Consider the following 26,393-nt stretch of genomic DNA (forward strand, 5'->3'; position numbering starts at 1 on the left):
TAATCCTTGTGTTACGCGGTGTTCGTGATGAGGAGGATCAGATCGGCATCTTCATGATGTCTTCGTAGGACTGGATGACGCGATCGCGCACCGAGACCAGCGTCGACACGGCGACGTCGGTTTCCGCAACTGCCGTGACCACGTCCATCACATTGGCCTTGCCGTTGGCCATTGCGATGGTCTGCGCATCCGACTTGCGGCCGGAATCGAGCACGCTGCCCAGCGCGTCCTTGAGGACCGCGCCGAACGACTGACCACCACCGGCGTCCGCCGCCTTGTTGAGACCGCCACCGACGCCGCCGCCGGCGTCCATGATGCGCGAGAGGGCCGAGTAAGCATTGGCGGCGACAGAGGGAGTTGCCATGGTTCAGCTGTCCTGTTCAGGCCTTGAGGATGTCGAGCGTGCGTTGGATCATCCGGCGCGTGGCGCTGATGATGTTGAGATTGGCTTCGTAGGAGCGCTGCGCTTCCTTCATGTCCGTCATTTCCACCAGCGAGTTCACGTTGGGGTATTTGACGTTGCCGGCGGCATCCGCCGCGGGATTGCCGGGCTCGTAGCGCGTGGGAAATGCAGATTGATCCGGCCTGATGCGACCCAAGCCGACGATGCGGGCATCGAGCGAGCGATCCAGCTCGGATTTGAAGGTCGGCACCTTGCGGCGATAGGGGTCACCGCCCGAAGTCTGCGCTGTGGACTGCGCATTGGCGATGTTTTCCGAAATCACCCGCATGCGGCCCGCCTGGGCGCGCAGACCGGAGGTCGCGATGCCCATGGAGCGCGAGAAGTCGCTGATATCGTCTGCCATGATGAGCTCCCTTTATGCGCGCGGCGGCGTCAGCGCTTGCCGATAGCGGTCTTCAACAGACCGAGGCTGCGGGTGTAGAGCGAGGTTGCGGCGGCATAGTCCATCTGGTTGGCCGAGACCTTGAGCATCTCGTCTTCCAGATTGACGGCATTGCCGGCGGGCCGGGTCTCGTAGCCGACCCGGCTGTTCTGGTTGAAAGAGGCCGAGCCTCCGGTCGGCAGGATGTTGGTGCCGGCGGCGCGCATCATCGGCAGCGAGCCCATACCGCCGGCGGTGACGGACGTGTTCCCGGCCTTGTCGAATTTCGGTTCCACGAGATCGCGGGGGCGGAAGTTCGGAGTGTCCGAATTCGAGATATTTTCGGCCAGCACACGCTGGCGCTCCTGATGCCACTGCATCTTGGTGCGCAGCGCCGACAACATCGGCATGTCGCTGATCGCCATCGGCCTTCTCCGCCCGCCCGGACGGAGTGTCCTGAGCTAGGCAGAATTTGCCGCCTGCATGGTTAATACGAAGTTAATTTCCGGCGGTACTTGTTACCGAACCGTAAATGAATGCTGCAAAATTGACGTTTTTCGCAACTGCCAACGCTTTTTCGCCTGAATTGGCCGATTAACCATCCCCATCGGCCATATGACGGGGCGGCAGAAGTCGTTTTGGCTGCAGCGATTCATAGTTTATTATTAACCAACGGCAGGTTCTGCCGTGGGGCGTTAACAGATGGGGCGTGATTCACGCTGCGTACGGGGCGTGCGGGGGTATGACACCTCCGACTCTGGACGTGGACGTTGCAGCCACCCTGTCTGGCTGGGGACTTTATGATGCAATCATCGGTGCAATTTATCTTGGCCTTCGTTGTCGTGCTGGCGCTGATCGGGCTTACCGCCTGGCTGGTGCGCCGATTCGCCGGCAACCGGCTGGGCAACAACACCAGCCGCGGGCGCTTGCCGCGGCTCGCGGTGATCGACGCCGCCGCCGTGGACGGCCGCCGCCGCCTGGTGCTGGTCCGCCGCGACAATGTCGAACATTTGCTGATGATCGGTGGCCCGTCGGACATCGTCGTCGAGCCCAATATCGTCCGCGCCATACCCGGCCGTGAGCAGGCCCCGCAGCGCGGCGGCCTCGCCGCCGATGTGGCAAGCCGTGGCCCATCGCTGCCTGAAGCCCCGAGCTGGGCAGAGAGCAACGACTCCGGCTTCGATTCCGAACCGCATGTGCCGGAGCCAGCGCCGCGTCCCGCGCGCCCCTCCTTTATCGAAGAGCCACGCCGCCCGGCCGCGCCTTTGCCGGAGCGTCGGCCCGATCCGGTCGCCAGCCTCGCGCCGGAACCTGCGCCGCGCCCCGAACCGGCGCCACGCAATGACCTTTTTCCGCAGCGGCCGATTCCGCGAAGTGAAATGCCACGTGCCGAGATGCCACGTAGCGAGCCGATGATGCCGCGCCCGATGCGTGCCGATCCGCCGATCCGCACCATGCCGCAACCCCGCACGCCGGACCGTCCCGTCGCAGCAGCGCCGACCCCGCCTGCTCCGGTTGTTGCTGCCCCGGCTCCCGCCCCGGTCGTTGCGCCGCCCGTACCGACGCAAGCCCCTACACCTCCTGCTCCGGCAGTCGCCGTGTCGTCTGCCGATCAGAACCTTGCCGATATGGCGCAGCGCCTCGAAGCAGCCCTGCGCCGTCCTGCCGGCGAAACCCGTCAGGATGCGCCTGAGCCCCGGGTCGGCGCTCCGTCGGTGGCGCCTGAGGCACCATCGATCCGTCCGGCTTCGCGGTCGCCGGAAGTCTCGATCGCCAGCCCTGCCCGTGCGGAGGCGCCGCCCGTCGTCCCGCCGGTCAAATCGGGTTTTGAAAATCTCGAAGACGAGATGGCCTCCCTGCTGGGACGGCCAAAGTCCAGTTCGTGAGTTCGGCGAACCTCCCGCGTAGAGTATTTTTCCTTTCTGTTCTGATCGCCGCCGGGACCTTCGCAGGTCCCGCGATGGCGCAGGACATCAGCATCAATCTCGGCGGCGGTGGCGGCGGCGTCACCGAACGTGCCGTGCAGATGATTGCGTTGTTGACGGTGCTGTCGATCGCACCGTCGATCCTGATCATGATGACGTCATTCACACGCATCGTGGTCGTGCTGTCGCTGCTGCGCACCGCATTGGGTACAGCGACGGCTCCGCCGAACTCGGTGATCATCGCGCTGGCGATGTTCCTTACGGCTTTCGTGATGGGACCGGTGCTGCAACGTTCCTATGACGACGGTATCAAGCCGCTGATCTCCAACGACATCACCGTCGAACAAGCTTTGGTGCGCGCATCCATTCCGCTGCGCGGCTTCATGCAGAAGAACGTGCGCGAGAAGGATCTCAAGCTGTTCATGGATCTGTCGGGCGAGCCAGTTCCAGCGACGCCTGACGACCTGTCGCTCCGCATCCTTGTGCCGGCCTTCATGATCTCCGAGCTGAAACGCGCTTTCGAGATCGGCTTCCTGCTGTTCCTGCCATTCCTGATCATCGATCTCGTGGTCGCCTCTGTCTTGATGGCGATGGGCATGATGATGCTGCCACCGGCGGTGGTGTCACTGCCGTTCAAGCTGATCTTCTTCGTGCTGGTGGATGGCTGGTCGCTGGTGGCCGGCAGTCTGGTGCAAAGTTACGGACAGTAGCGAGGCTTATTCCCTACCGCGCCATCTCGATCTTGCGGACATTGACCACCGGCTGCGGCTTCAGCGAGCCGGTCGGCATCGGATCGGCACTGGCACCTGGCAGGATCGCCTTGGCGCTGCTTTCGGGGAAGCGCGTCTTCATCTCGCGCAGGAAGCCGTCGAGCGTATCGACGGATGCAGCCATCTTGGCAATGGCGGCGAATTCCGAAGAGTTGGTCGAGGTCGGCTTGCTCGCGGTGTCGAAGGCGATCTTGTCGGCGCCGACATTCATCAGCGGCGCATACTTTTCGCGGAAACGCGCGAGACCGAGGGCGTCTTCCGCCAGCGCATAACCCACGACAGCACGGATGATGTCACTCTTTTCGCTTGGCGTCAGCGGCGAGAAATCCCGCCAGCGGTCGCCATAATAGAGTTCGATCTGTTCGGAGGCTTCGCGCCAGCGCCGCGACGACCAGTAAATGTCCGAGCGGAGCCGGATCGCTTCGCGTCCGCTGACATGAGAGATGATGTCGAGCGCTAGCTCACGGCGGCCGATGTCACTCTGCGCCCGCGCCTCGAGCAGCAGCCGCTGTTGACGCAGCTCGCCATTGAGATCGGCGATCCGCGTAGTGCGCAGCGCGGCGATGGCGCGGTCCGGCTTGCGGCTCATCAGATAGACCATCGCCAGACGCGCAGCGACCTGCGAGCGTGCAGCGCCCTCGAGACGGTGATCGACCTGATACTGCAGAAGCTCGGCGGCCTGATCGAGCAGATCGACAGCTATGAGACGATCTGCAAGACGGCGGATCATCTCGTCACCGCGGCGGCCGATCGGGGTCAGCTCACGAAACTCGTAGAACATCGCCAGCGCATCGACCGGCGGCAGACTGTCGCCCTTTGGTGACAGATAGATCTGCGAGAACAATGCCTGGGCTTCGTCCTGCACCTGGCGCGCGGCTTCGCTGTTGGCCTGGCGCTCGGTGGCCGTACGGGCGGCCAGCAGCGAGTCATTGTAGCGGCCGAGTTCGGCATACATGCGCGACAGGATCTGCAGCACCTGCACTTCCGTGCCGTCGCCGCGCCAGGTCACTGCCAGCACTTCGAGATCATGCAGCGCGTCCTCGCTGCTGATCTCGTTGCGCTTCTGGCGCAAATTGATTTCGCGCAGCTTGGCTTCCGCTGCGGATTGACGATCCACCGAACCGGTGACGTCCTGATACTTCGACAGCGCGTCCTTCTCCCGGCCGAGCGCCTCATCGAGCCAGCCGCTGAGCAGCATGGCCGCGGGCTTGATCTCCGGCGAGATGCCGACCGTTTCGAGCTCACTGCCGCGCGACGACGCGCCGGCATAGTCCTTGACCTCGAGCGAGGCCCGCAGCGCGAGCATCAGGGCCGCACGCTGCAGATCGGCCGGCAGCGCGGCGAGCGTGAACTCGGCATTCTTGAAACGCTCGCGCGCCTCGACCCATTTTTCCTGCTTGGCGTAGGCGAGCGCCTTCCACAATTCACCATCGTAACCCGGCCCGAGCACCGGATTGGCGATATCCTTCAGGGTTTGTTCGGGACGCCCCATCATCGCGCTGGCCACCGCATGAACGATCAGCGCGACAGGGCTTTCCTCGCCGACCTTGGTGTCCGCGATCGCGAGATCGGCGACGCCCTTGGCCTCGTGGTACATGCCGCGCGCCATGTAGAATTTGGCCAGATCCATCCGCGCCTGCGGCAGCGAACTAGCTTCGGCCGATGACATCGCGTCGATCAACTCGTCGAAGCGCGCGTTGAACGGGCCTTCCTGATCCTTGCGCCACTGGCCGACATCGAAGATCGGCCGGGCGACCGTCGAGGCGCGCTGCGGCGCCGCATCGGCGGCAGACAGCGTCAGGCCGCCGGGCTTGGTGAGCATCACCTTGTCGATACTGGCTTCAACGGACACGTCGTCGGAGTTCACCTGAACCACCACGCCGTGAATCGATTCCAGCAACGAGAATTCAACGAAGTCCTGGCGACGGATGAAGCCGCGCGATGGTGGCAGCGCAGTGATGATATTGAGCGTATCGCCGGCATCCGGATCAACCAGGCGATGCTTGAGACCGGGCTTGGCCAATGGCACCTGCACGCTGGCGCGCGAGGGATCGGCAATGTTGCGCACGGCGGACAGCGGCTGCGACGGCGTCTGACGTGTATCGGCCAGCATCAGCGACCAGGCCTGTCCCGCGCCGGCAGGATCGTCGGTCGTGAGCGAAGCCAGTTGTGGGCGATTAAGGCGGATGCGGATCGCCTGCCCCTTCTCCAGCGGGATCGTGCTCACATCGGCAATGATCGATCCGCTGTCACGGCGGATCGGCGCGGTGTCGATGGGCCGCGTCGAATCTGCCACCAGCCACAGGATATCGCCGCGGCGAAACAAAGCGACCGGCGTTTGCGATGGAAAGGCAAAGGCTATGCGCACGCCGTCGCTGCTGCGCTTGACCTCAACCGGCATGCCCGCCGGTTCGGTCGACGCAGCAGCAACGGGTGCAGCAGCAGGGGCCGCCGCAACGACAGGCGCAGGCGGCGGTGTTTCTTTGGCAGGAGCTACAACCTCGGCTGCCGGCGCAGGCTTAGGTGATTCAGCGACCTTGGCCGTCTCGGGCTTTGGCTCTTCCGGCTTCGTTGCCGCGACGGGCGCTGCCGGTGCAGCCGTCACAACCTCGACCTTCTTCTCCGGAACGATCTCTTTCGCGATCATTTCGGAGGTCGGCGGCACGATCTCGCCGGAGCGCTGTGCCGGGACGCTGGCGGGCTTCTCGACCTCAGGAGGCTTCGCCGCAACCGGCGGTTTGTCGTCCTCAGGAGCAGCCGCCGGCAGCTTGGCCAGCGGCGACGGCTTTTCGTTCTGCTGGAAGCCGATGTCGACGACGTAGCTCTTGTCCTCGCGGAACGACTTCACATCGACGTCGCCGATCAAGCCGATCTCGACGGCGGTCCGGTTGCCGTCCATCGCCTGACCGATCGATGCGACATTGGCCGGTGCGGACAGTTTGGCATCGGCAAGATCGAACATCAGACCGGCATTGAAGGTCAGCGTCAGCGTCTTCTCGTTCAGCACCGACGACACACCGACGCCGCCGGTCTCGAACACGAAGCGCACAAAGGTCGGCTGCACGGATGCGCGTACGCGGATCGGCGGCTTCTTCTGGCTTTCCGCGGCAGCGCGTTGCTGGCGCAAGGCGCGCTCTGCCGCGCGCGCGCGCTCCGACAATTCCTTGACCACATCCTGCGGCAAACCGGGCGGCATGCCCTTCCAGGTGTCGGGCAACAGATCGATGAAGATGCGCTCGCCCGCCGTCATCGAATTGACGGTCACCCTGCGTGACAACGCGAGACGGATCGCCGTGCCATCGGGATCGCGGCGTGCGGAGCCTATATAGTCGGGGGCGGCGTCGCCGAGAATCTCGACAGGAATATCGACCGGCCGCTTGAAGCGAATGACGAGAATGGTGCCGGCCTGCGTCACCTCGGACTCCACGTCCTCGGCAAGCTTCAGCACGATGCGGCCATAGCCGCCCGACGTGCCCATGCTGGCGGTGCCCCTCACCGCTTGCGCAGATGCGGCATCCGGGAACGACAGCGCAAGACAGACAATGCCCGCGAAGACCGCACAACGTCGAACGGCCCGCGTCCATGCGCGAGCTTGCGTCCAACATGCAACGGCAGCCGTCCGTGCCATTCAGAAGTGTCTCTCAGCCCGATGCTCGAAGGACGACCGATCGTTCGCCCTGTGTCGAATCTAGATTCCGCGCTCTAAGGATTTGTTAATTAATTTCTTTAATTCCGGCCCTGCTGGATCGGCCTGCCTTCGATCTTGGGCAGTTCGACCGCCGCGGCAGATCGTTCGCCGCCCGAGGCGCGGCGCGCCAGTTCAACGGTGAGGCGTTCGGCGGCTTCCGGCTGCATCAGACCGAGAATGTCGGACATCTTCCGAGGCGCAATCTGCGAGGCGATCTCGAACAGCACCGGCATTTCCAGCCGGTCGAAGATCTTCGCCGCGTCCTTCGGCTTCATGCTTTCATACATGGTGACGATACCCTTGAAGCGGGCGGCATCGACCTCGCTCTTCTGGTCGTTCGCAGTCTTGATACCGGCTTCGACGCCCTTCAATTCATCGACGCGGGTTTCGATGCGCTTCTCTGCGGCCTTCAGCAGGCTCTCGCGAATGTCGATCTCGCGTGCACGCGCTTCCAGTTCCTGACGGCGCGCTTGCAGCCGTTCGAGGATCGCCCGTTCGGCCGGCGAGATTTGAGGAGACAGTTCGACAGGCGGGTTGCTGGTCGGTTCGATCGCTGCAGGCGCCGCTACCGCGGGCTTCGGCTCTTCCTTCTTGGCTGACACCGAGCCGGTAATATCGCCGTCCACTGGCTTGCCGCCCGGGAAGTTGAACATCTCCTGCGCCCACGATCCTTTCGTAGGCTGCGGCTGCGGATCGTAGTTGAACACGTAGCCGCCATCGATCACCAGGCCGGCGATCTTGAGAATCGCCAGCCCGAAAACCGCCACCAAGACGACAGGAAGAATACGAACGTCCCTAAAAGCTTTCATGCAGCGATGCCGTCAGGCCTCCTCCGTTCGGCAAACGCCTGCGCTGCCGCGGCATTGGCCCGCGCTGCGGATACCCGCGGCGCATCAGGGTCGGTTTCGGTGAGCGGCCGTGCCGCCACCGCGATCTTCGACAGCCGGCGCACGACGGCATCGCTCTCGGCGAGCTGGGCTTTCAGTTGATCGGCCAGCGCCGTTGCCGCCGAAATCTGGCTGCCGAGATTCTCGTTGACGTCCCGCACGGTAAGCTTGAGTCCGCCGATCGCACGCTCGGCGATCTCGGTCACGGTGATGAGCTCGCCGATCGTGGCCTTCAACGACTGCTCGTCCGCCTTGAGGCGCTTCAGGCGCTTATTGAGCAACATGCAATAGGCGATGGTCAGGATCAGAAGCACCGCAACCAGGCTCTCGATCACAATTCCTAATGAATGACTCATTGTGCCTCCATCAATTTAGTTTGCTCATCAGCCTTCTCAAACATGGCGAAGGTTGTGTTAGGCTTGCGTAATTGTTTCGTGACTCGAATGGCAACGCGGTCGCCGACACGGCCCATGCGACCTTCAGTCAAGGTCACGGCTCCGCAACGCACGGCAACAAGGGCATCCGCACGCATTTCCAGCGGCAGCGTATCGCCCACTTTGAGAAGCATCAGCTGCTTCAACGGGATCTCCGCCTCATACAGCACGGCGTCGACGGCGATCTCGGCCTGAGCAATTTCAGTGGCGAGATGGCTTTCCCAGATCGGATCACGGCCGAATTTTTCGCCCATGAACATCTGCATGAGCACGGCGCGGATCGGCTCGATCGTCGCATAGGGCAGCAGCAATTCGATATTGCCGCCGCGATCTTCCATGTCGATATGCAGGCGCACCAGGATTGCGGCATTGGCTGGACGGCTGATGGCGGCAAAGCGCGGATTGGTCTCAAGCCGGTCGATGGTGAAAGCCACGGGCGACAGTGGCCGGAACGCCTGTTCTGCGTCGGCCAGCACGACTTCGATCAGGCGCTTCACCAGATTGGTTTCGATGGTGGTATAGGGACGGCCCTCGATGCGCAGCGAGGCCTGACCACGACGGCCGCCGAGCAACACGTCGATCATCGAATAGATCAGGCTGGAATCGACGGTAGCGAGGCCAAAATTCTCCCACTCCTCTGCCTTGAACACGCACAGCACGGCTGGCAGCGGAATCGAATTCATATAGTCGCCGAAACGCACCGAAGTGATGCGATCGAGCGAGACTTCGACGTTGTCGGAGGTGAAATTGCGCAGGCTCGTGGTCATCAACCGCACCAGACGGTCGAACACGATTTCGAGCATCGGCAGACGCTCATACGACACCATCGAGGAATCGATAATGGCGCGAATGCCGGAATTCTCGTCGAGATGGACCTCGTTGACGCTGAAGCCGAGGAGGTTGTCGATTTCTTCCTGCGAGAGAACGCGCTCGCCGCCGTTCTTGCCGCCGCCGATATCGCGACCGCCATCCTCGACCATGGCGGCCCATTGCTCCGCCATGGTGCCGGTGAGTTCGTTTTCGGCAGCCGCTTTCGCCGCCTCAACGGGATCCTCTGAATCCAGAGACGCTTCCCATTCGGCGGCAATTGCGTCCTGATCGACCTGTTCGGTAGACATCAGCCTAAATCCAATTCCTCACTGAATGAGGATTTCCTTGAACAGCACAGCATTCACGTGATGAGGAGAGATCGCGGCATTGACGCGCCGCGTCAGCTCTTCCTTCAGCCGGAACATGCCAACGGAGCCGTTCAGATCGGTGGTGCGCAGTTCGCGCAGGTAAACCTGGAACATGTCGGTGATACGCGGCATCGACGGCGTGATCTGCGCCACGAGCGGCGCTTCCTTCACCTCGAGCACGATCTTGGCCTTGAGATATTGCACGCGCTCGCCGGGCTGGCCGGCAAGGTTCACCAGGATTTCCGGCACATCAATGAAGGCGAGCGGCTTCGCAGCCGGCGCGGCCTCTTTCTTCTCTTCCTTGGGATGTCCCTTCAGGAAGAACCAGCCGCCACCGCCCGCTGCAAGCACCAGCACGCCCGCGACGATTGCGATCAGCTTGAATTTGCTCTTGGGAGCTGCCGCCTCGTCCCCGGTCGGGGTGCTTTCTGAAGTTTCCGTATCCGCCATCGCCTGCCCGTCCGGGGTTGGGATGAGCTCGATGCTGCAAAGCAGGCTTTAAAGACGCGATACAAATGCTGCCAGCGCCCAAGGCCCTGTGTGATCGTGACGCTAGGTCGCAATGGTTAACGGAATCTTTCTTTTGACGCTCAACTAGGAAAATTCTGCCGGCAAATATGGTCAACAAGACCTTTCTGCCGCCCGTTTTCGCGCCTCTAAAACTACCAACAAACTGAAAAATATCATCTTTTTGACTTGGCACGGCTTTCGCTACTCACCTTAGCGAACCGCGGCTTGGGAGAGCTGTGCGGTTTACGGGATCCGCGGCGAGCTTGGGAGAGCGATCCGCGCGAACTTAGGGGAGAACCACCGATGGAGAATATGCTTCTCGTCGGACTGTCGCGGCAGATGACGCTTCGGCGTCAGATGGACGTCGTGGCGAACAACATTGCGAACATCAACACGAGCGGCTTCAAGGCCGAGCGGACGATTTTCGAGGAATATCTGAGCCCGGCCGCCCGCGAAGACAACTTCGTCGGCCGCGACCGCCGCGTGTCCTTCGTGCAGGACCGCGCCACGATGCATGATTTCACCGGCGGCGCGACCGAGCAGACCAAGAATCCGCTGGATGTCGCCATCGACGGCAACGCCTTCCTCGCGGTGCAGACCCCGAACGGCGAGCGCTACACCCGCGACGGCGGCATGCAGATCAATTCGCAGGGCCAGCTCGTGACTGCGTCGGGCGCACCGGTGCTCGGCGCCAATGGCCCGATCGTATTCCAGCAGACCGACCACGACATCAACATCTCGCAGGACGGCACGGTCACGGTGCTCGAAGGCATCAACCGCATCGACTCCGTGCGCGGCAAGATTCGCATGGTCAATTTCGCGCAGCCCCAGCGGCTGGTGAAGGAAGGCTCCAACCTGTTCTCGGCCGGTCCCGGCGCCAATCCGCAGCCGTCCACCACGTCGAAGCTCAACCAGGGCTTCATCGAAAAGTCGAACGTCAGCTCCGTCGTCGAAATGACCCGGATGATCGACGTCACCCGCGCCTATACCGAGCTGTCCAACATGCTGCAGTCGCAAGGCGACGCGCGGCGCTCCGCCATCGAAAAACTTGCCGACGTTCCGGCTTAAGGAATCTGACCCATGCGCGCTCTTTACACTGCAGCGACCGGGATGGCGGCCCAGGAACTCAACGTCCAGGTCATCTCGAACAATATCGCCAACATGCGCACGACCGGCTTCAAGAAGCAGCGTGCCGCATTCCAGGACCTCATCTACGATCACGTTCGCCGCGTCGGTGCGCAAGCATCGGATCAGGGCACAGTCATTCCGGTCGGCGTCGATATCGGCGGCGGTGTGAAGACCGTCGGCACTCCGCGCATGATGACCCAGGGCACGCTGTCGGCGACCGGCGGCGATCTCGATATCGCGGTCCGCGGTGAAGGCTTCTTCAAGATCCAGCTCACCGATGGCACCTTCGCCTATACCCGCGATGGTACGTTTTCAACTGACCAGCAGGGCCGGATCGTCAACCCGCAGGGCAACCTGCTGCAGCCAACGATCTCGATTCCCCAGGCATCGTCGCAACTCTCGATCAATGCGCAGGGCCAGGTCTCGGTGATCGTACCGGGCTCGACGACCCCGACCGTTCTCGGCCAGATCAGCCTCACCCGCTTCATCAACAAGGCCGGTCTTAATTCGATCGGTGACAACCTGTTCACCGAAACACCGGCCTCCGGCCCACCGCAGGACGGCGTCGCCAATGCCGACGGCTTCGGCGACATGCAGCAGCGCAACCTCGAAATGGCCAATGTCGAAGTGGTCACCGAAATCTCGGACCTGATCGCCGCGCAGCGCGCCTATGAGATGAACGCCAAGGTCATCAGCGCTGCCGACCAGATGCTGCAATCCACCGCCGGCATGTTCCGCTGAGGAGAATGATCATGACATCAGCCATGCGTTCGCTTCTCCTCGCCACCGCCCTGCTCGCTGCAGCGGCCACTGCTGCGCTCGGCCAAGCGCAGCGCGACGAGGTCATCGCATCGCCAACGCTGCGCGCCAACGTCACGGTGTCCAGCGACGTGGTGCGGATTGGCGATGTCATCGACAATGCCGGCCCCACCGCGCAGATCGCAATCTATCGGGCGCCCGATCTCGGCACCGTCGGCACGCTGTCAACCGCGCAGGTCATCGCGGCGTTGCGGCAGCATCAGGTGATTGGCGTCGATACACGCGAGCTCAAGTCCATCACCGTAACGCGGCTGTCGCGCAGCATCGAGAGCAAGGATATCGAGAATCAGGTCGCGCAGGCGTTGGAGAACCGCCACGGCCTTGGTGCCGCCGCCAATCTGAGCCTGACCTTCGATCGCGAAGTCCAGGGCCTGCAGCTTGACGCCAGCAATACCGGCGCGCTGCAGCCTGTCGCGGTCCGTTTCGACGCGCGCAGCGGCCGTTTCGACGTCACCTTTGCGATCGGCAACGACTCCAACGTCTCTGCCACCAAGCTGCGCTTCACCGGCAGTGCCGTTGAGACCGTGGAAGCGGCGGTGCTGGTCCGCGGCGTCGAACGCAATGAAGTGCTGAAATCTTCCGATGTTGTCGTCGAGCGTCGCCCGAAAGCCGAAGTCGGCAACGATGGCGTAACGCGCGACCGCGCCGTGGGCATGCAGAGCCGCCGCCAATTGCGCGCCGGTCAGGCAATCCGCAATGCCGACCTCGCCAAGCCTGACCTCGTCACCCGCGATCAGGCGGTGACGCTGATCTACGAAACCGCCGGGCTCTACCTCACGCTCCGCGGCAAGGCCATCGAAGGCGGCACCGAAGGCGACGTGGTCAATGTGATCAACCTGCAGTCCAAGCGCACCGTCTCCGGCGTCGTGGTCGGTCGCGGCCAGGTCGCCGTTTCCGCTCCGTCGCCGCGTCTCCCCGCGCAAGTAGAAGCTCCCGCGCCAACTATTGCCCCAACCCGCGAGTCTCTCCCGTCCGAAAAAATCTCCCAGGCCAGACCTCCCCTGGCCGACTCTCCCGCTGCCAACTCTCCCGTCGCGCTTGCTGCCAACGACCACGTGCCTGTTTCTCGAAAAGCTGAGTAAAGTTGATGTTCCAGTTCCATCGTCCCTTCGCCACCGGCGCTGCGCTTCTGACGGTCGGCCTTGCTGCCAGCGGCTGTTCATCGATCGACCGTCTCGCGTCCATCGGCGAGAAACCGGCGCTCACGGCGATCGAAAACCCGACGACACAGCCCGGCTACAAGCCGGTGCAGATGCCAATGCCAAAGCCGGAGGTCGCATCCTACAACGCCAACTCGCTATGGCGCAGCGGATCACGCGCGTTCTTCAAGGATCAGCGCGCGCGTCAGATCGGTGACATTCTCACGGTCACCGTGAATTTCACCGACAAGGCCAATATCGCCAACGAGACCCAGCGCAGCCGCACCAATACGGAGAACTCGGGGATCACCGACTTTGCGGGCAGCAAGCTGCTGACAGGTTCGGCCGCCTCGGTCTTGCCCGGCCGTCTGCTGACGGCTGATGGATCGTCGTCGAGCGACGGCAAGGGATCGGTCGCACGGCAGGAAGCGTTGCAAACCAGCGTCGCCGCTGTCGTCACCCAATTGCTGCCGAACGGCAATCTCGTGGTCGAGGGCAAGCAGGAAATCCGCGTCAACTACGAGATCCGCGAACTGATCGTCGCCGGCATCGTGCGCCCGGAAGACATTCAGAGCGACAACACCATCGACAGCGCCAAGATCGCCCAGGCCCGCATCGCCTATGGCGGTCGCGGTCAGATTTCGGACGTCCAGCAGCCGCGCTACGGCCAGCAAGTGATGGACGTGCTGCTGCCCTTCTAACGTTACGAGCTCCCACATCTCATCGTGCTCCCACGCGATGAGGTGTTCACGCGCGGCCTTCCGTCAGCTCCCCTGGCGGAAGGCCGTCGTCGTTCTGGACAGACTCGAAACGCGGCGCAATCATTCGTCAGCTCTTGAAATCCACCTCGACGCTGCCCAGTCCGAGCAATTCCATTCGGACGTGATCTCCGGCACTGAGCCACGCCGTTTGCACTAGGCTGCCCGTCAGTACGAAGTCTCCGGCGCGCAATATCTTGTCTCGGGCCGCGAGATGGTTGGCAAGCCAAGCCAGTGCATGATGTGGATGACCAAGAACATCGGCGCCATTGCCGCGCCCCACTTCCGTGCCGTTAACGACGGCACGTCCAATCACCGACAGAAGATCAGGCGCCTTGCCACGAGTAACAGGCGCACCCAGAACACATCCTGCCGCAAAGAAATCATCTGCGATCAGTGTCGGCGCATCCATACTGCGCCAGTCCGCATAACGATCATCGACGATCTCGATAGCCGGATGGTAGGCATCGATCGCTGTTGCGACGTCATCAGCTGTGAACGGCTCGCCCGACGGCATCAGATCGCTCGCGAGCTGGACCGCAATTTCACACTCCACGCCGACATGTACATAATCGTTGTAGCGCAGCGACGTTCCGGCGGCATGAACACCGCTCATATAGAGTCCGCCGGCGCAAGGATGCGAAATACCGAGATATTGCTGCATCACCGCGCTTGTGCAGCCGATCTTGTAACCGACCTGCAAGCCGAAATCGGGCGACAGCAAATTGTGAAGCGCGTCCTGTACGCGATAGCCATCGGCCTCGTCATGCGGGACCGCGTCTGGCGGCAATACGGCGAGCGGCGTGCGGTTATGGCGGACGTAAGCCAGGATTTCGGCGATCGCGAGATACTTTTCCATCGGCGGTCCCTTCGCTCGTCACACGGCTCATGCCGACATATGACTAACGGGTAGCGACCACCATCCTGCTTGGCAACGGTGCGCAGCGTTGCTAGCGCGAACCGACGCTCGCGCCACTGCAACTCCTCGATTCTGGAGTTCAGCCGAAGACCCTGGTCAGGTCTTCATGAAGTCGCCTCATCCCGGCGGGTCCGGTGAATATCTCCTTCACCTCGGCAAGAGCCTCTGTGGTCAGGACGTCTTCAGAACGCCGGCCCTGCGCAGCAGTCGCAAGGATGCGCGAGGCGATCGCGGCCTGATTGCAGGAGGTGCGGTGCTGCTCCGGCACCCTTGCGACGACCTTTTGAAGAACATTCCGCATCAGCGCGATCGTATCGGGATCATAAGAGGCAGGCGCAGCCATTGTTCATCCTCCCGTTTTTTTCTGGAGCAAGCCTACGTCCTATCGGCGAATGATGACGTTCATATTCCCGTGTTTAAGAATGTCGCCGTGCTGCAGTGCAGTCATCGCAGATCACTGCATCGCACAGCATGCGTGATTGCCTTCCGGAACTCCGAAATGAAAAACGGCCGCCCGATGGGGCGGCCGTTTGGCATCTGAAAGACTATTCGTCGCGATAGACCTTTTCGCGCTTCTCGTGGCGCTCCTGAGCTTCCACGGAGAGTGTTGCGATCGGGCGGGCTTCTAGCCGCTTGAGCGAGATCGGCTCGCCGGTCTCCTCGCAATAGCCGTAGGTATTATCCTCGATGCGCAGCAGCGCGGCGTCGATCTTGGAGATCAGCTTGCGCTGCCGGTCGCGCGCCCGCAGTTCGATGGCGCGGTCGGTTTCCGACGATGCACGGTCGGCGAGGTCGGGGTGATTGACGTTCTCCTCCTGCAAAGCCTGCAGGGTGAGTTTCGATTCACGGAGGATTTCTTCCTTCCAGGCCAGCAATTTCGCGCGGAAATAGTCGCGCTGCCGGTCGTTCATGAAAGGCTCTTTTTCGGAGGGGCGATAGCTTTTCAACTTGTCCAAGGCCAATCCATCTATGCGTGCAAGGCGCCGGAAATGACCGGCCGCGCCGCAGCTTATATAGCGACGTCATGTGACAGACAATAACGTCAGGATACCTCCAGAACCGCCGTCCACCGCCCGGTTTCATGGTCGGAACCGTGCTGCTGCAGCGCACCACAACCCCGGCGCGGTCCATTGGTCCAAGAGACATCCGAGCAGCCATACGGCTTATGCGGGTTTCAGGCGCGCTTGGGGCCGGCCTCGCCGACTTAGACTTGGCCGGCCTTGGCCAGCTCAACTTCGACCCGGAGCTCGATCTCGGAGAGCACGGCGTCCAGACCGGGTTCGCCGGATGATTCCTTGAGGTTGGCTGCCGCACTGCGCAACCGCGCCACCATGGCCGGATTGATCGAGCCCGTGAGCAGGCCGATCTTGAGTTCGTCGAGGACATCGAGCGCACCGCGGCCGCGCTTCACCGAGCGCTTGCGACGCTCCATGGGATCTTCGACGCTCTGCATGGCCAGAAGCGCATCGATGCTGTTGGCCGCCCGAGGCGCTACGGTCGGTTTGGTCTCGGAGGTCGGTGTCGCATCAGGCAACGAAAACCCGGTCGAACTGGTTTTCTTCGCTCCTGACGACGGGGCTCCGAATGTAGTGCCGTTCGGTCCGTAAATGCGCATCGGCGTGTCCAGCGAGGGTGATGGCCAATCCCGGCCCACGGCGGCTTGCCGTTCGCTCAGTACCATCGCGAGCGTAAACGGACCTCCATCCGGAAAGGTCGTCTTTTATGGTTAATCAATCGTAAACAGCCCGGCAAAATCTGCCGCGGGCGGCACATTCGCCGGGGCGCAGGCCGCCATGCAGCCCGCGCGCTTTTATTATTCCTATTATAAATCAGCATCTTAAGAACGAAACACCACTGGCACGGCACTCGCATAGTGAAGGCTGGATCGTCGTCATGGGAGTGGCGAGCGGTCCAGTGAAGACCTCAGCGGGGAGCAGAGGATGCCGAGCCTACCTTCGATCCGATTCTGTCAGACGGCCTGTGCGGTGCTGCTCGTGCTGCTCGTGCAGGCGGTGTCGGCACATGCGACGTCGCGAATCAAGGATCTCGCCAATATCGAAGGCGTCCGGCAGAACCAGCTGATCGGCTACGGCCTCGTGGTCGGCCTCAACGGCACCGGCGACACCCTCAACAACATCCCGTTCACCCGCCAGTCGCTGCAGGCGATGCTGGAACGCATGGGCGTCAACATTCGTGGCCAGACGCTGCGCACCGGCAACGTGGCCGCCGTCATGGTGACCGGCAACCTGCCCGCCTTCGGCACACAGGGCACCCGCATGGACGTCACCGTCTCGGCGCTTGGCGATGCCAAGAACCTGACCGGCGGCACCCTGCTGGTCACCCCCCTGCTCGGCGCCGACGGCAATGTCTACGCCGTCGCCCAGGGCTCCCTCGCCATCAATGGCTTTGCCGCCGAAGGCGCTGCCGCCAGCATCACCCGCGGCGTGCCGACCGTTGGCCGCATCGCCAATGGCGCCATTATCGAGCGCGAGATCGAATTCGCGCTGAACCGCCTGCCCAATGTGCGCCTCGCGCTGCGCAACCCCGACTTCACCACCGCCAAGCGCATTGCCGCCGCCGTCAACGACTTTCTGGGATCCAAGACCGCCGAACCGATCGATCCTTCCACCGTGCAGCTATCGATCCCGCCGGAGTTCAAGGGCAACGTTGTTGCCCTACTCACCGAGATCGAGCAGTTGCAGGTCGAACCGGATCTGGCCGCCAAGATCATCATCGACGAACGCTCCGGGATCATCGTGATGGGCCGCGACGTCCGCGTCGCCACTGTCGCCGTGGCCCAAGGCAATCTCACCGTGACGATTTCGGAGAGCGCCAATGTCAGCCAGCCCAATGCATTCTCCAACGGCCGCACTGTCGTCACGCCAAGCACGCGTGTCGGCGTCACCGAGGACGGCAAGAAATTCGCTCTGGTGAAAGACGGTGTGTCGCTGCAGCAGCTCGTCGACGGTCTCAACGGACTCGGCATCGGTCCGCGCGACCTGATCGGCATCCTGCAGGCCATCAAGGCCGCAGGCGCCATCCAGGCCGACATCGAGGTGATGTGATGAACGTCAACACCGTCGTCGCCGCCTATCAGGCCAAGCACCCGACCATCAACGGCCGCCCCGATCAGAACCTGATCGATGCGCTGCAGAAAGTATCGCCGCAAGCTCAGGCCAAGACGCGCAAGCAGTCCGAAGATTTCGAGGCGATGTTCATCAACACGATGTTCTCGCAGATGACATCAGGCATCAAGGGCGAAGGCCCGTTCGGCGACACCACCGGCACCGGTGCCTGGCGCTCGATGCTGACAGACGAATATTCGAAGTCCTTCGCCAAGGCCGGCGGCGTCGGCATCTCCAACGAAGTCTTTCGTTCACTCATCATCCAGCAAGCCAATCGCGCCAGCTGATCGCAGAGGACACCGCCATGAACAATGCGCAACGCCAGCAAGCCGCCCCGATCGCCGCACCGCGTTCGGTCGCAACGCTGATGGAAGCCCGTCAGCTCGCCGACGAACTCATGAAGGTGATGAACGAGCTGCTCGCCGTCATCGAACAGGAGACGACGCTGGTCCGCAACGGCCATATCCGCGAGGCCATCAAGCTCGAAGCTCCGAAAGCGGACATTTCGCGTCGTTACATTGCGATGATCTCGCTGCTCAAGATCAGCCAGACATATCTCGCGCAGACGACGCCCGACCTGCTCTCGGCCTTGCGCAAGCACCATGACGTGTTCCGTGCGATGCTGCAGGTCAATCTGACCGTGCTCGCCACCGCGCATGCGGTTTCGGAAGGCATTGTCCGCGGCGTCAATGCCGAGGTTCAGAAGCGCAATATCCCGCAGACCTATACGGCGGCCGGTCGGCAGGCTCAGCCGGGCCGGGTCAACATGACGCCCATTGTCGTCAGTCGGTCACTTTGATCGTATAACCGATCATACCGCCGCGGGCGCATGTGATGCGCCGCGGCATTGCTATCTTTTGACTTAAATTGCAGCGCGCAAGTAAGCACCGGATTCAGCCGTCCGGTGCATAATGTCGTTTGGGAACGGGTCGGGATTTATCGAATGGAGCCAGGAGGGCTGCCATGGGTGCCGACTTCAATATCAAACCGGTGGGGGCGCCGGTTGCTACGCCGGTGATACGACCCGCACCAGAAGCGGTGCGCGAAGCCGTGCCTACGCAACTCCCTCCCGACAAGACCGTGTCAGCAGCGCCCCGTGTACTGCAGCCGAACATTTCTGCGGCGAACTACCAGCAGATGGACAGCGAACGCATCTCCAAGGAAGTCATCATCGACAAGGGTGCAGGCGAGATCGTCTTCGTATCTGTGGACAAGAAGTCCAATCAGGTGATCGATCAGTATCCCGAGGAATCGCGACTACGCTCCCGCGCCTATCTGCGCGCCATGGACACGCTCAACCAGGACGCAAAGCTGCAGAATCGACGTATGGAGACGGATCGCAGGATCTAATGCGCTGATCAGACGTTGCGCGTTGCAAAGGCCGTATCGAGATAGGTGCTGCCGGTGGCGGCATCGGTCACGACGTTCTTGATCGTCGCCTTATTGTTGGCCGTCATTTGGAACTTGGTGTCGCCGACCCGGAACGAATTGTCCTTGATCAGGACCTGCTGATACTTCACCGTTCCTTCGCTCTGATACTTCACCTGAGCGCGGAAGCCTTCGACCTGCGAAATCGCGACCTCGAACTTCTTTCCATTAGCGTAGGTGCCCTGCCAACTGCCTTTGTAGGCGTCGGCATCCACCGCCACATACTTGCCTGCCGTGACCGGCGTGGTCGTCTTGTAAGCCGTTGCAAGAATGCTGAGTGCGTCTGCCATCGTGCCTCGTCGCACGCGGCTTCGAATCGCCGCGCCTGTCGGGCCCCATTAGGCCGCGCCAAACATTAAGCTAAAGTTACAGTGTCGATACGCTCACGGGCGACCGGACAGTCCCGCCGCAATATTGCGGTTGATGTCGATGAGCGCTTGCAGATGTTCGACCTGGCGGACCTGCTGAAGCGCGGTGCACTGCGTCAGAACAAAAATGCCGATATTGGCGATATTCTGCCGGATCTCGATCGATTCCGGATTCTGATCATTGATGGCATCGCCGACGAAGATGGACCAGAGCTTGCGATTGAACAGGAGAGCGTCGTCGAGACCTGCGTCAGTATGCTCCCAATTCTCCACAACGTCCTGAAGCTTGCGCGCTGCTTTCAGAAGGGCTTGGGCTTCGATGTCTCTCGGTGTCGCCGTGGTCTGCGCAGTACGCGCGTATGCTTGAGCACCGATCGACATTCGCTACCTCAAAAACTCTTCTTCCCGCTTGATTAGCGGACGTAATTCCTTGAGTGCTTTGTAAAGCGCGCCGCTTAAAATAAGCTTACTGACGTCCTCGATCGTTTCACGAAAACTCGGAACCGCTTCGATCAATTCCTTGATGAAACCGAGATATAGCTCCTGATAGGCCGGGATATCGTTTTCCAGATACATCATCTGTACGCAGAGATAGACGCGTTTCACCGGTGTCGTAGCAGTCTCTGCCGTGAGAATGTCCTTTTCACGCATGATCGGCGCATCGCCATCAATCAGGAACGCCGTGCGCGTATCGGAATTGGTGATCACGCTCTGACCGATGATGATTCGCTCACCCGGCTTCAGTTCGACTCGCAAAGGCATTCAGCTCTCCTTCCCCGCAGCGGCCGTGAGGCCACATGCAAAGCCAATGGTATCTGGTGCCACGTTTCGGGCGGGCATGCACTATCCAGGAACCCCGAAAATACGCCTGTGATTCGAATAATACCAGCATTCAGCCGCCGCATCTTCAGTCTCGGGAAAGCCAGGATGCCTAGCGACGCGCCGCTGACTACCCCGACCAACGAAAAACGGCGGGATTTCTCCCGCCGTTCGATAATCTTGGTGCGACCGCCAGACTTACTGGAGCAGCTTGAGTACGCTCTGCTGCGACTGGTTGGCTAGCGCCAGCGCGGACACCGCGATCGACTGCCGGGTCGACAGTGCCTGGCTGTTCGCAGCTTCCTCGTTGGTGTCGGCCAGCGTCAGGTTGGACGAACCGGTCTGCAGCACGTTGATCAGGTTCTTGGCGAATTCCTGACGGATCTGCACGATCGACAGGTTGGAGCCGAGCGCCGAGGCCTGCGCGCGGAGAACCGAGCTGGAGATGTTGAGCGCTGCCAGCGTGTTGTTCGCCGAGGTATTGTCGAGGAAGTCCGCGCCCTTGGCGAGCTTGCTGAGACCCAGACCTGCCGGCGTCAGGGTCGTGCCGGCGATGTTGAGCGTCGACTTGCCGGTCTCGTTGAACACCAGTTTGAGCTGATCGCCACCGAGCAGGTTGATGCCGTTGAACGAGGCATCCTGCGACGTGGTCGTGATCTGATCGATGATGTTGTTGTACTGCGCGACGAGATTGGCGCGCGAGGTCTGCGACGCGAAGTCCTGAACCGGGGTGCTCGGCACCAGGCCATTGAACAGCTTGCCGACGGCCGCGGCTGTGCCGCCAATGGCGCCGATGGTCGACGAGGCCGCATCGTTGGACGTCTGGATGGTCATGAAGCCGGCGGGATCGATGACGGCTTGCAGGTTGTTCGGCGCCAGCGCGGCGTTGAGCTGCGCCAGGGTAGAGACCTGGCCGCTCGCGGTACCGAAGGTGATGTTCGTCGCGGTGCTCGACGGATTGGTCGCCGCAATCGTCAGCGTCAGCGCCGGTGGGCCACCCAGGGCGGTCGGACCTGAGGTCCGCGCCTGGGTCACCGACGTACCCAGGCCGAGCCCGGCGAGCGCGGCGGTGTTCGAGCTCGTGATCGACAGATCGGAAGCCGCACCCGTGTGCAGCGTGATCGCCCCGATGGGCGCTGCCGTGTTGACTGCAGAGCCAGCACCACCCGACAGCGCATCGATCTTGCCCAGCAGCGTAGCGACGGTGTCCGTGATGTTGATTTCGTTGGCGCCCGACGCGCCCGAAGCTCTGAAGGTCAGGCTCTGACCATTGACGGTGATAGTGTCGTTCGCCGCAAAGCTGGTAGCAATCGAGTCGGTGGCGGCAAGACCCGACAGCACCGTGGCGCCGGTGATGGCAGCGGCATTCTTGTTATTCGCGACAGTGCCGACATAGGTGTTGTCGGTCTTCGTGGATGTACCCAACAGGTTGTCGGCGGTCGCACCGGGATTGATCGGCGTCGTGAACGACGACTTGGCGTTATAGCCGACCGGAATCTGCAGCGCCTGGTTGGCGATCGATTTCGCGGTATCGACCAGCTTCTGCAGCGAGGTGATGCCGGTGTTGGCCGCCTGCAACACCTGCACGCCGTTGCCTATGCCATCGAGCAGGCTGTTGATGTCGCCGGCGCGGCTGTCGAGCCCTGCTGCCGTGAAGAAGTTCGTGGGGTTGTCGAGCGCGGTGTTGACCTTCTTGCCGGTCGCAAGACGGTTCTGCGTCGTGGACAAGAGGTCCGCGGTCGACTGCAACGACAGCAGGTTCTGGCGAACCGAAGCCGATAGAACGATGCCTGACATATGGAAACCTTCCTGTTCCCCGCGCAGTCGACCTTCAGGTCGCGCAAGCGCATGGTGCATCTGACGAGACCCGTCTCGCCGCGATGCTGTCGGTTGAATTTGACGCCCTTCTGGAAGAGGAATCTCGGTCCGCCTTGCGGCGATGCCCGGATTAACGCGGCCGATTCTCGGCCTACCTTCTTCCTACTCAGGCCGAATATGACCGACCACCATTTAAGATATGGTTAACAGCGGATTAAGGCTTTCGTAAAACTGTCCCAAAACGGCAAAGGCCCGGAAAGCTTGAGCTTTCCGGGCCTCATGCGACGATCGGACAACGAAAAACGGCGGGGCTTTCTGCCCCGCCGCCTGGTTTTCGTATGATCAGTGCGCCGAAATTAACGGAGCAGCTGGAGAACGCCCTGCTGCGACTGGTTGGCCAGCGACAGCGCGGAGACGGCGATCGACTGACGGGTCGACAGCGCCTGGCTGTTGGCGGCTTCCTCGTTGGTGTCGGCGAGCGTGAGGCTCGACGCACCGGTCTGCAGCACGTTGATCATCTGCTTCGAGAAGTCCTGACGCATCTGCACGACCGACAGGTTCGAACCGAAGGCCGAAGCCTGCGAACGCAGCTTGGAGCTGGCGTCGTTCAAACCGGTCAGCAGCTTGTTGGTCGCAGCATTGTCGAGGAAGTCGGTGCCCTTGGTCAGCGACGCCAGACCGAGGCCAGCCGGATCGAAGGTCACGCCCGCGATGCTCAGCTTGGACTTGCCGGTTTCGTTGAAGGTCAGGGCAAGGGTGTCGCCGTTGAGCAGGTTGACGCCGTTGAACGACGAGTCGGCCGCGGTCGTCTTGATCTGATCGATCACCGTGTTGTACTGGGCAACCAAGCCAGCGCGGGTGTTCTGCGCGTTAGCGTCGGCCACTGGAGCACTGGCGGTAATCGAGGCACCGAACAGGCCAGCACCAGCCGCAACGGCTGTACCACCGAACGCACCAATCGTAGACGAAGCATAATCGTTCGTCGTGGTAAACGTAAGCTTGCCATCCGTGCTGATAGACGCCGACATGTTGTTCGCCGCCAAGGCGGTGTTCAACTGGTCAAGCGTATTGACCTGGCCAGTACCGGTACCGAAGGTGATGTTGGTAGCGGTGCCGCCACCAGTAGCACCAATCGTCAGAGTCTTGCCGCTCAACGCCGGAGGAGTACCAGGGGTCAACGCGGTGGTGCCTGCGGCCAAACCGAGCTTGGCCAAGCCCGAACCCGAAACAACGAGGTCCTGCGTGGTGCCGGTGCCGAGGGTGATCTGGCCAGTGGCGACCGAAGAGGTGCCGCCAGTGATCGAGTCGATCTTGGCCAACAGTGCATCGACGTCGTCGGTGATGTTGATCTGGTTGCCGGTCGCGCCGGAAGCGACGAAGGAGATCGTCGTGCCGTTGACGACAATCGTATCCGCGGTCGTAAACTTCGACGCTGCCGTCAAGTTGTCCGAGCCGGCGCCAGCTGTACCTGACAGCTTGGTTGCGCCAGTGATTGCAACAGCCGTGCCGGTGTTGTCGTTGAGAACAGCGGTACCCTGAACGGTGTTCGCCGTTGCTGCGCCGGTGGGGCCGAGCAGGTTGGCGGCGGTCGCACCAGTAACGGCAGCGGTGACGCCCTGAGACTTCGTCGAATAGCCCGTGGTCGCCTGCAGCGCCTGGTTGGCAATCGACTTGGCGGAGTCAACGAGCTTCTGCAGCGAGGTGATGCCGGTGTTGGCAGCCTGCAGGATCTGCACGCCGTTGCCGATACCATCGAGCAGGTTGTTGATGTCGCCAGCGCGGTTGTTCAGGCCCTGCGCGGTGAAGAAGTTGGTGGGATTGTCGAGCGCCGAGTTGACCTTATTGCCGGTCGCGAGGCGGTTCTGGGTGGTGGAGAGAAGATCCGCGGTCGACTGCAGCGAGAGCAGGTTCTGACGAACGGAAGCCGAGAGTGTAATGCCGGACATGTTTGGTTACCTTCCTGGTAGACACAACGAACGACCTTCTTGGTCGGTATCGGGAAGATGACGCTGAGGTTCTAAAATTGCGTAAAGGGAACTGCGCGGATTCGATGCTCCTTATGCGTGTATTTAATTACCTACACGCGTCCTGAAAATGACAAAGCCCAACTCGTGAAAGTCGGGCTTTGTCATTTGTTATCAGTGCTTTTTGTGTAGCTGGGAGGTTGGCTTCCCGGACTTTGGCGAGGTGGCCAAAACCCGGTGAAGTTGTAAACACGAAGCTACCCGTTAAAGAAACTTAACCAAGCTCATCTGATAAAGATTTGACGTTGTCTGATACGAGGCCTGCAAAGCGGTCTGCAGCGCCAGAATTTTGGTCGCGACCTCGTCGTCATTGATGCCCTCGATGGAGTCGAGCATCGTCTGGGCCATCGCCTTGGTCTGGACCTGACGATCCGTGGTCGACTTGATCGATGCCTGCGCGCCGGCAAAGTCGGCCTGGATGTCCTGAATCGTCTGCTGACCGGGGACATTCGCCAGGTTCTGCGCCACGCGCTGGTTCAGCGCCGCGATCTGCGCATTGGCGCTCTTTGCATAGGTCGCATTGCTGAGTTGTGCCGGATCGACGGCCACGGCCGCGAACACCGCGACTGTCTGTAGTTGCGCGCGCAGGGCCTGCTCGTCGGCGCGCGCGCCATATTGCACCTTGATCGATGTATCGACCTGGGAGACCGCCGATCCGCGGGCCGAGCCGTTGGCGGCCGTGTTCTGCTCGCCCTGATACCAGATCACGGTATTGTCGGCCGTGCCGGCAACGAGCGTGGTCGCAGAGCCGAGCGGCGTCGAGCCGACGCGCAGCGGCGGCTGGTCGAAGAAGTTGTCGCCGGCCTCGATCGCGGATGCCGCCACCATCGGCCCGTTGGCGAGATCCTTCATGGCTGTGCCGAGCACGGCATTGAGATTCGCTGCGGTGACCGTCGATGACGGCGCCACCGGCGGAACAGCGTTCGGCTGACCGGGATCGATCAGGAACGAATTGGCCGGCAGCGGCGTCTGGTCCGACGCCGTCAGAACGATGTCTTCCTTCGTGCCATCCGGCATCGTGAAAGTGAACTTCACCTGATCGCCGACATTCGGATTGGTCGCCCCGAGATCGACCGACATCGATTTCGCCACGGGCGTCGCCGGCAGCGCAGGCGGGATGGTCGCTGGCAGATCGACCGGCTGGGTGACGGTGGCACCGGCGATCGTGGTAGACACGCCAGTGACCTTCATACCGAAGGGCTGAGCTTCCAGCGGTGGGGCTGGCGTCGCGTCTTCTTCGGAAATCACCACCGAGGTCACCGGGGTTCCGACTGCGCTGCCAACGCGCCCGTTTGCGTTGACACCGAGATCAGCCGTCTTGCGCTCGGCGATCACCTGCTTGAGGCCGGCGACGAGCGCACCATTGCCATTCATGATCTGATCGGCCGGCGCGACCGGCGCCGTATCGGTGGCGCGGCCGGAGAACAGGTAGCGGTCGCCCGACCGCGCATTCAGCATATCGACGGAATCGAAGAAGCCGAGCGACGCCGTCTTCTGCCCTGGCGTCTGACCGGTATTGTCGAAATTGCCGCCAGCGCTGACCGCGGCGCCTTTCACATCGGATCCGATCGCCACCAGCCGCTGCAGCGACAGATTTGCGACGCCGATGCGCGTGTTCAGATTGACGGCAGTATCGGCATAGGCCGCAACATTGCTGATCTGCGCGCGCAGCGCGATCGCGAGACTGCGACCGCTGCCCTGCCCTGCATAGGTGTTGGAAATCTTGCCGCTCGACAGCTGCTGCGTCAGCGCGTCGAGCTGATCGCGCAGATTGGTAATTCCGGATCCGATATAGGATGTGCGTGAGCCGACACCGCTGATCGTCATGATTA

The 26,393-nt window shown here is 61.8% G+C and carries 28 protein-coding genes; 10 read left to right on the forward strand and 18 right to left on the reverse strand.

Annotated features, from left to right (window positions below; all coding sequences use genetic code 11):
- Window positions 1–37: 37 nt before the first annotated feature.
- Genes fliE through flgB form a run of 3 tightly spaced genes read right to left on the reverse strand, consistent with a single transcriptional unit; the run spans window position 38 to window position 1,249 of the window.
- Window positions 38–364 (reverse strand): flagellar hook-basal body complex protein FliE, encoded by a 327-nt coding sequence (gene fliE, locus AB8B02_RS16595; protein ID WP_068735666.1) that lies wholly within the window; start codon window positions 362–364, stop codon window positions 38–40.
- 16 nt (window positions 365–380) lie between these two features.
- Window positions 381–806 carry a flagellar basal body rod protein FlgC gene (gene flgC / locus AB8B02_RS16600; protein ID WP_089265171.1) on the reverse strand — a complete coding sequence of 142 codons (426 nt, stop codon included), beginning with the start codon at window positions 804–806 and terminating at the stop codon, window positions 381–383.
- A gap of 29 nt (window positions 807–835) precedes the next feature.
- Complete coding sequence (gene flgB / locus AB8B02_RS16605; RefSeq protein WP_093756616.1) at window positions 836–1,249, reverse strand: flagellar basal body rod protein FlgB; 414 nt, start codon at window positions 1,247–1,249, stop codon at window positions 836–838.
- Window positions 1,250–1,624: 375 nt separating this feature from the next.
- On the opposite strand from flgB, the gene AB8B02_RS16610 reads away from it, so the two are divergent.
- Together AB8B02_RS16610 and fliP are read left to right on the forward strand one after the other, a co-directional pair.
- Complete coding sequence (locus AB8B02_RS16610; protein ID WP_439064486.1) at window positions 1,625–2,710, forward strand: flagellar biosynthetic protein FliO; 1,086 nt, start codon at window positions 1,625–1,627, stop codon at window positions 2,708–2,710.
- Window positions 2,707–3,459: a flagellar type III secretion system pore protein FliP gene (gene fliP / locus AB8B02_RS16615; protein ID WP_439064487.1), complete on the forward strand. Its 753-nt coding sequence runs from the start codon at window positions 2,707–2,709 to the stop codon at window positions 3,457–3,459. The genes AB8B02_RS16610 and fliP overlap by 4 nt, the downstream gene beginning before the upstream one ends.
- Window positions 3,460–3,472: 13 nt before the next feature.
- On the opposite strand, the gene AB8B02_RS16620 is transcribed toward fliP, so the two are convergent.
- From AB8B02_RS16620 to fliL, 5 genes are all read right to left on the reverse strand, one after another.
- Window positions 3,473–7,147 carry a tetratricopeptide repeat protein gene (locus AB8B02_RS16620; protein WP_439064488.1) on the reverse strand — a complete coding sequence of 1,225 codons (3,675 nt, stop codon included), beginning with the start codon at window positions 7,145–7,147 and terminating at the stop codon, window positions 3,473–3,475.
- Window positions 7,148–7,245: 98 nt separating this feature from the next.
- On the reverse strand, window positions 7,246–8,016 hold the full coding sequence (locus AB8B02_RS16625; RefSeq protein WP_089265175.1) for a MotE family protein: 771 nt from the start codon (window positions 8,014–8,016) through the stop codon (window positions 7,246–7,248).
- Window positions 8,013–8,450: a DUF6468 domain-containing protein gene (locus AB8B02_RS16630; RefSeq protein WP_089265176.1), complete on the reverse strand. Its 438-nt coding sequence runs from the start codon at window positions 8,448–8,450 to the stop codon at window positions 8,013–8,015. Before AB8B02_RS16630 ends, AB8B02_RS16625 begins: the two co-directional genes overlap by 4 nt.
- Entirely contained in the window at window positions 8,447–9,646 is a 1,200-nt protein-coding gene (gene fliM / locus AB8B02_RS16635; RefSeq protein WP_410001823.1) for a flagellar motor switch protein FliM, read from the reverse strand. The genes AB8B02_RS16630 and fliM overlap by 4 nt, the downstream gene beginning before the upstream one ends.
- An 18-nt stretch (window positions 9,647–9,664) precedes the next feature.
- Window positions 9,665–10,156 (reverse strand): flagellar basal body-associated protein FliL, encoded by a 492-nt coding sequence (gene fliL, locus AB8B02_RS16640; RefSeq protein WP_093756619.1) that lies wholly within the window; start codon window positions 10,154–10,156, stop codon window positions 9,665–9,667.
- Between the two features lie 363 nt (window positions 10,157–10,519).
- Between fliL and flgF the strand changes: the two genes are divergently transcribed.
- From flgF to flgH, 4 genes are read left to right on the forward strand one after another with little or no spacing between them, the layout of a single operon-like run.
- Window positions 10,520–11,284, forward strand: a complete 765-nt coding sequence (gene flgF / locus AB8B02_RS16645; RefSeq protein ID WP_089265179.1) for a flagellar basal-body rod protein FlgF — start codon at window positions 10,520–10,522, stop codon at window positions 11,282–11,284.
- 12 nt (window positions 11,285–11,296) lie between these two features.
- Window positions 11,297–12,085, forward strand: a complete 789-nt coding sequence (flgG, locus tag AB8B02_RS16650) for a flagellar basal-body rod protein FlgG (protein ID WP_089265180.1) — start codon at window positions 11,297–11,299, stop codon at window positions 12,083–12,085.
- Between the two features lie 11 nt (window positions 12,086–12,096).
- The gene (flgA, locus tag AB8B02_RS16655) at window positions 12,097–13,245 is read left to right on the forward strand and encodes a flagellar basal body P-ring formation chaperone FlgA (RefSeq protein WP_439064489.1); all 1,149 of its coding nucleotides are present in this window, start codon (window positions 12,097–12,099) and stop codon (window positions 13,243–13,245) included.
- 5 nt (window positions 13,246–13,250) lie between these two features.
- Complete coding sequence (gene flgH, locus AB8B02_RS16660) at window positions 13,251–14,003, forward strand: flagellar basal body L-ring protein FlgH (protein ID WP_068736258.1); 753 nt, start codon at window positions 13,251–13,253, stop codon at window positions 14,001–14,003.
- Between the two features lie 127 nt (window positions 14,004–14,130).
- Here flgH and AB8B02_RS16665 read toward each other — a convergent pair whose 3' ends face one another.
- The 4 genes from AB8B02_RS16665 to AB8B02_RS16680 form a co-directional block, all read right to left on the reverse strand.
- Complete coding sequence (locus tag AB8B02_RS16665) at window positions 14,131–14,919, reverse strand: 2-keto-4-pentenoate hydratase (RefSeq protein ID WP_175366558.1); 789 nt, start codon at window positions 14,917–14,919, stop codon at window positions 14,131–14,133.
- A 139-nt stretch (window positions 14,920–15,058) separates the two neighbouring features.
- Window positions 15,059–15,322, reverse strand: coding sequence for a hypothetical protein (locus tag AB8B02_RS16670; protein WP_120291376.1), 264 nt, complete (start codon window positions 15,320–15,322; stop codon window positions 15,059–15,061).
- A gap of 202 nt (window positions 15,323–15,524) precedes the next feature.
- Window positions 15,525–15,935, reverse strand: coding sequence for an RNA polymerase-binding protein DksA (gene dksA, locus AB8B02_RS16675; protein WP_068735634.1), 411 nt, complete (start codon window positions 15,933–15,935; stop codon window positions 15,525–15,527).
- A gap of 248 nt (window positions 15,936–16,183) precedes the next feature.
- Entirely contained in the window at window positions 16,184–16,594 is a 411-nt protein-coding gene (locus AB8B02_RS16680) for a flagellar assembly protein FliX (protein WP_089265694.1), read from the reverse strand.
- A 325-nt stretch (window positions 16,595–16,919) separates the two neighbouring features.
- Here AB8B02_RS16680 and AB8B02_RS16685 point away from each other — a divergent pair, with 325 nt between their 5' ends.
- The 4 genes from AB8B02_RS16685 to AB8B02_RS16700 all read left to right on the forward strand — a co-directional run bounded on the left by AB8B02_RS16685 (window position 16,920) and on the right by AB8B02_RS16700 (window position 19,454).
- A complete protein-coding gene (locus tag AB8B02_RS16685) occupies window positions 16,920–18,044 on the forward strand; it encodes a flagellar basal body P-ring protein FlgI (RefSeq protein WP_089265184.1) in 1,125 nt (374 codons plus the stop codon).
- Window positions 18,044–18,391, forward strand: coding sequence for a flagellar assembly peptidoglycan hydrolase FlgJ (gene flgJ / locus AB8B02_RS16690; protein ID WP_439064490.1), 348 nt, complete (start codon window positions 18,044–18,046; stop codon window positions 18,389–18,391). The genes AB8B02_RS16685 and flgJ overlap by 1 nt, the downstream gene beginning before the upstream one ends.
- A gap of 17 nt (window positions 18,392–18,408) precedes the next feature.
- Window positions 18,409–18,903 carry a hypothetical protein gene (locus AB8B02_RS16695; protein ID WP_175366560.1) on the forward strand — a complete coding sequence of 165 codons (495 nt, stop codon included), beginning with the start codon at window positions 18,409–18,411 and terminating at the stop codon, window positions 18,901–18,903.
- A 164-nt stretch (window positions 18,904–19,067) separates the two neighbouring features.
- The gene (locus tag AB8B02_RS16700) at window positions 19,068–19,454 is read left to right on the forward strand and encodes a hypothetical protein (protein ID WP_175366561.1); all 387 of its coding nucleotides are present in this window, start codon (window positions 19,068–19,070) and stop codon (window positions 19,452–19,454) included.
- Window positions 19,455–19,462: 8 nt separating this feature from the next.
- Here the strand turns inward: AB8B02_RS16700 and AB8B02_RS16705 are convergent, their stop codons facing one another.
- From AB8B02_RS16705 to AB8B02_RS16730, 6 genes are all read right to left on the reverse strand, one after another.
- A complete protein-coding gene (locus AB8B02_RS16705; RefSeq protein ID WP_068735624.1) occupies window positions 19,463–19,822 on the reverse strand; it encodes a hypothetical protein in 360 nt (119 codons plus the stop codon).
- Between the two features lie 93 nt (window positions 19,823–19,915).
- Complete coding sequence (gene flaF, locus AB8B02_RS16710; protein WP_439064491.1) at window positions 19,916–20,281, reverse strand: flagellar biosynthesis regulator FlaF; 366 nt, start codon at window positions 20,279–20,281, stop codon at window positions 19,916–19,918.
- A gap of 3 nt (window positions 20,282–20,284) precedes the next feature.
- Window positions 20,285–20,662, reverse strand: a complete 378-nt coding sequence (gene flbT / locus AB8B02_RS16715) for a flagellar biosynthesis repressor FlbT (RefSeq protein WP_089265190.1) — start codon at window positions 20,660–20,662, stop codon at window positions 20,285–20,287.
- A gap of 255 nt (window positions 20,663–20,917) precedes the next feature.
- Window positions 20,918–22,516 (reverse strand): flagellin N-terminal helical domain-containing protein, encoded by a 1,599-nt coding sequence (locus tag AB8B02_RS16720; RefSeq protein WP_439064492.1) that lies wholly within the window; start codon window positions 22,514–22,516, stop codon window positions 20,918–20,920.
- A 377-nt stretch (window positions 22,517–22,893) separates the two neighbouring features.
- Entirely contained in the window at window positions 22,894–24,483 is a 1,590-nt protein-coding gene (locus tag AB8B02_RS16725; RefSeq protein ID WP_439064493.1) for a flagellin N-terminal helical domain-containing protein, read from the reverse strand.
- A gap of 282 nt (window positions 24,484–24,765) precedes the next feature.
- Complete coding sequence (locus AB8B02_RS16730) at window positions 24,766–26,388, reverse strand: flagellar biosynthesis protein FlgL (protein WP_439064494.1); 1,623 nt, start codon at window positions 26,386–26,388, stop codon at window positions 24,766–24,768.
- Between the last annotated feature and the right edge of the window lie 5 nt (window positions 26,389–26,393).

The sequence above is a fragment of the Tardiphaga sp. 862_B3_N4_1 genome, assembly GCF_051811085.1.
GTDB lineage: Bacteria > Pseudomonadota > Alphaproteobacteria > Rhizobiales > Xanthobacteraceae > Tardiphaga > Tardiphaga robiniae.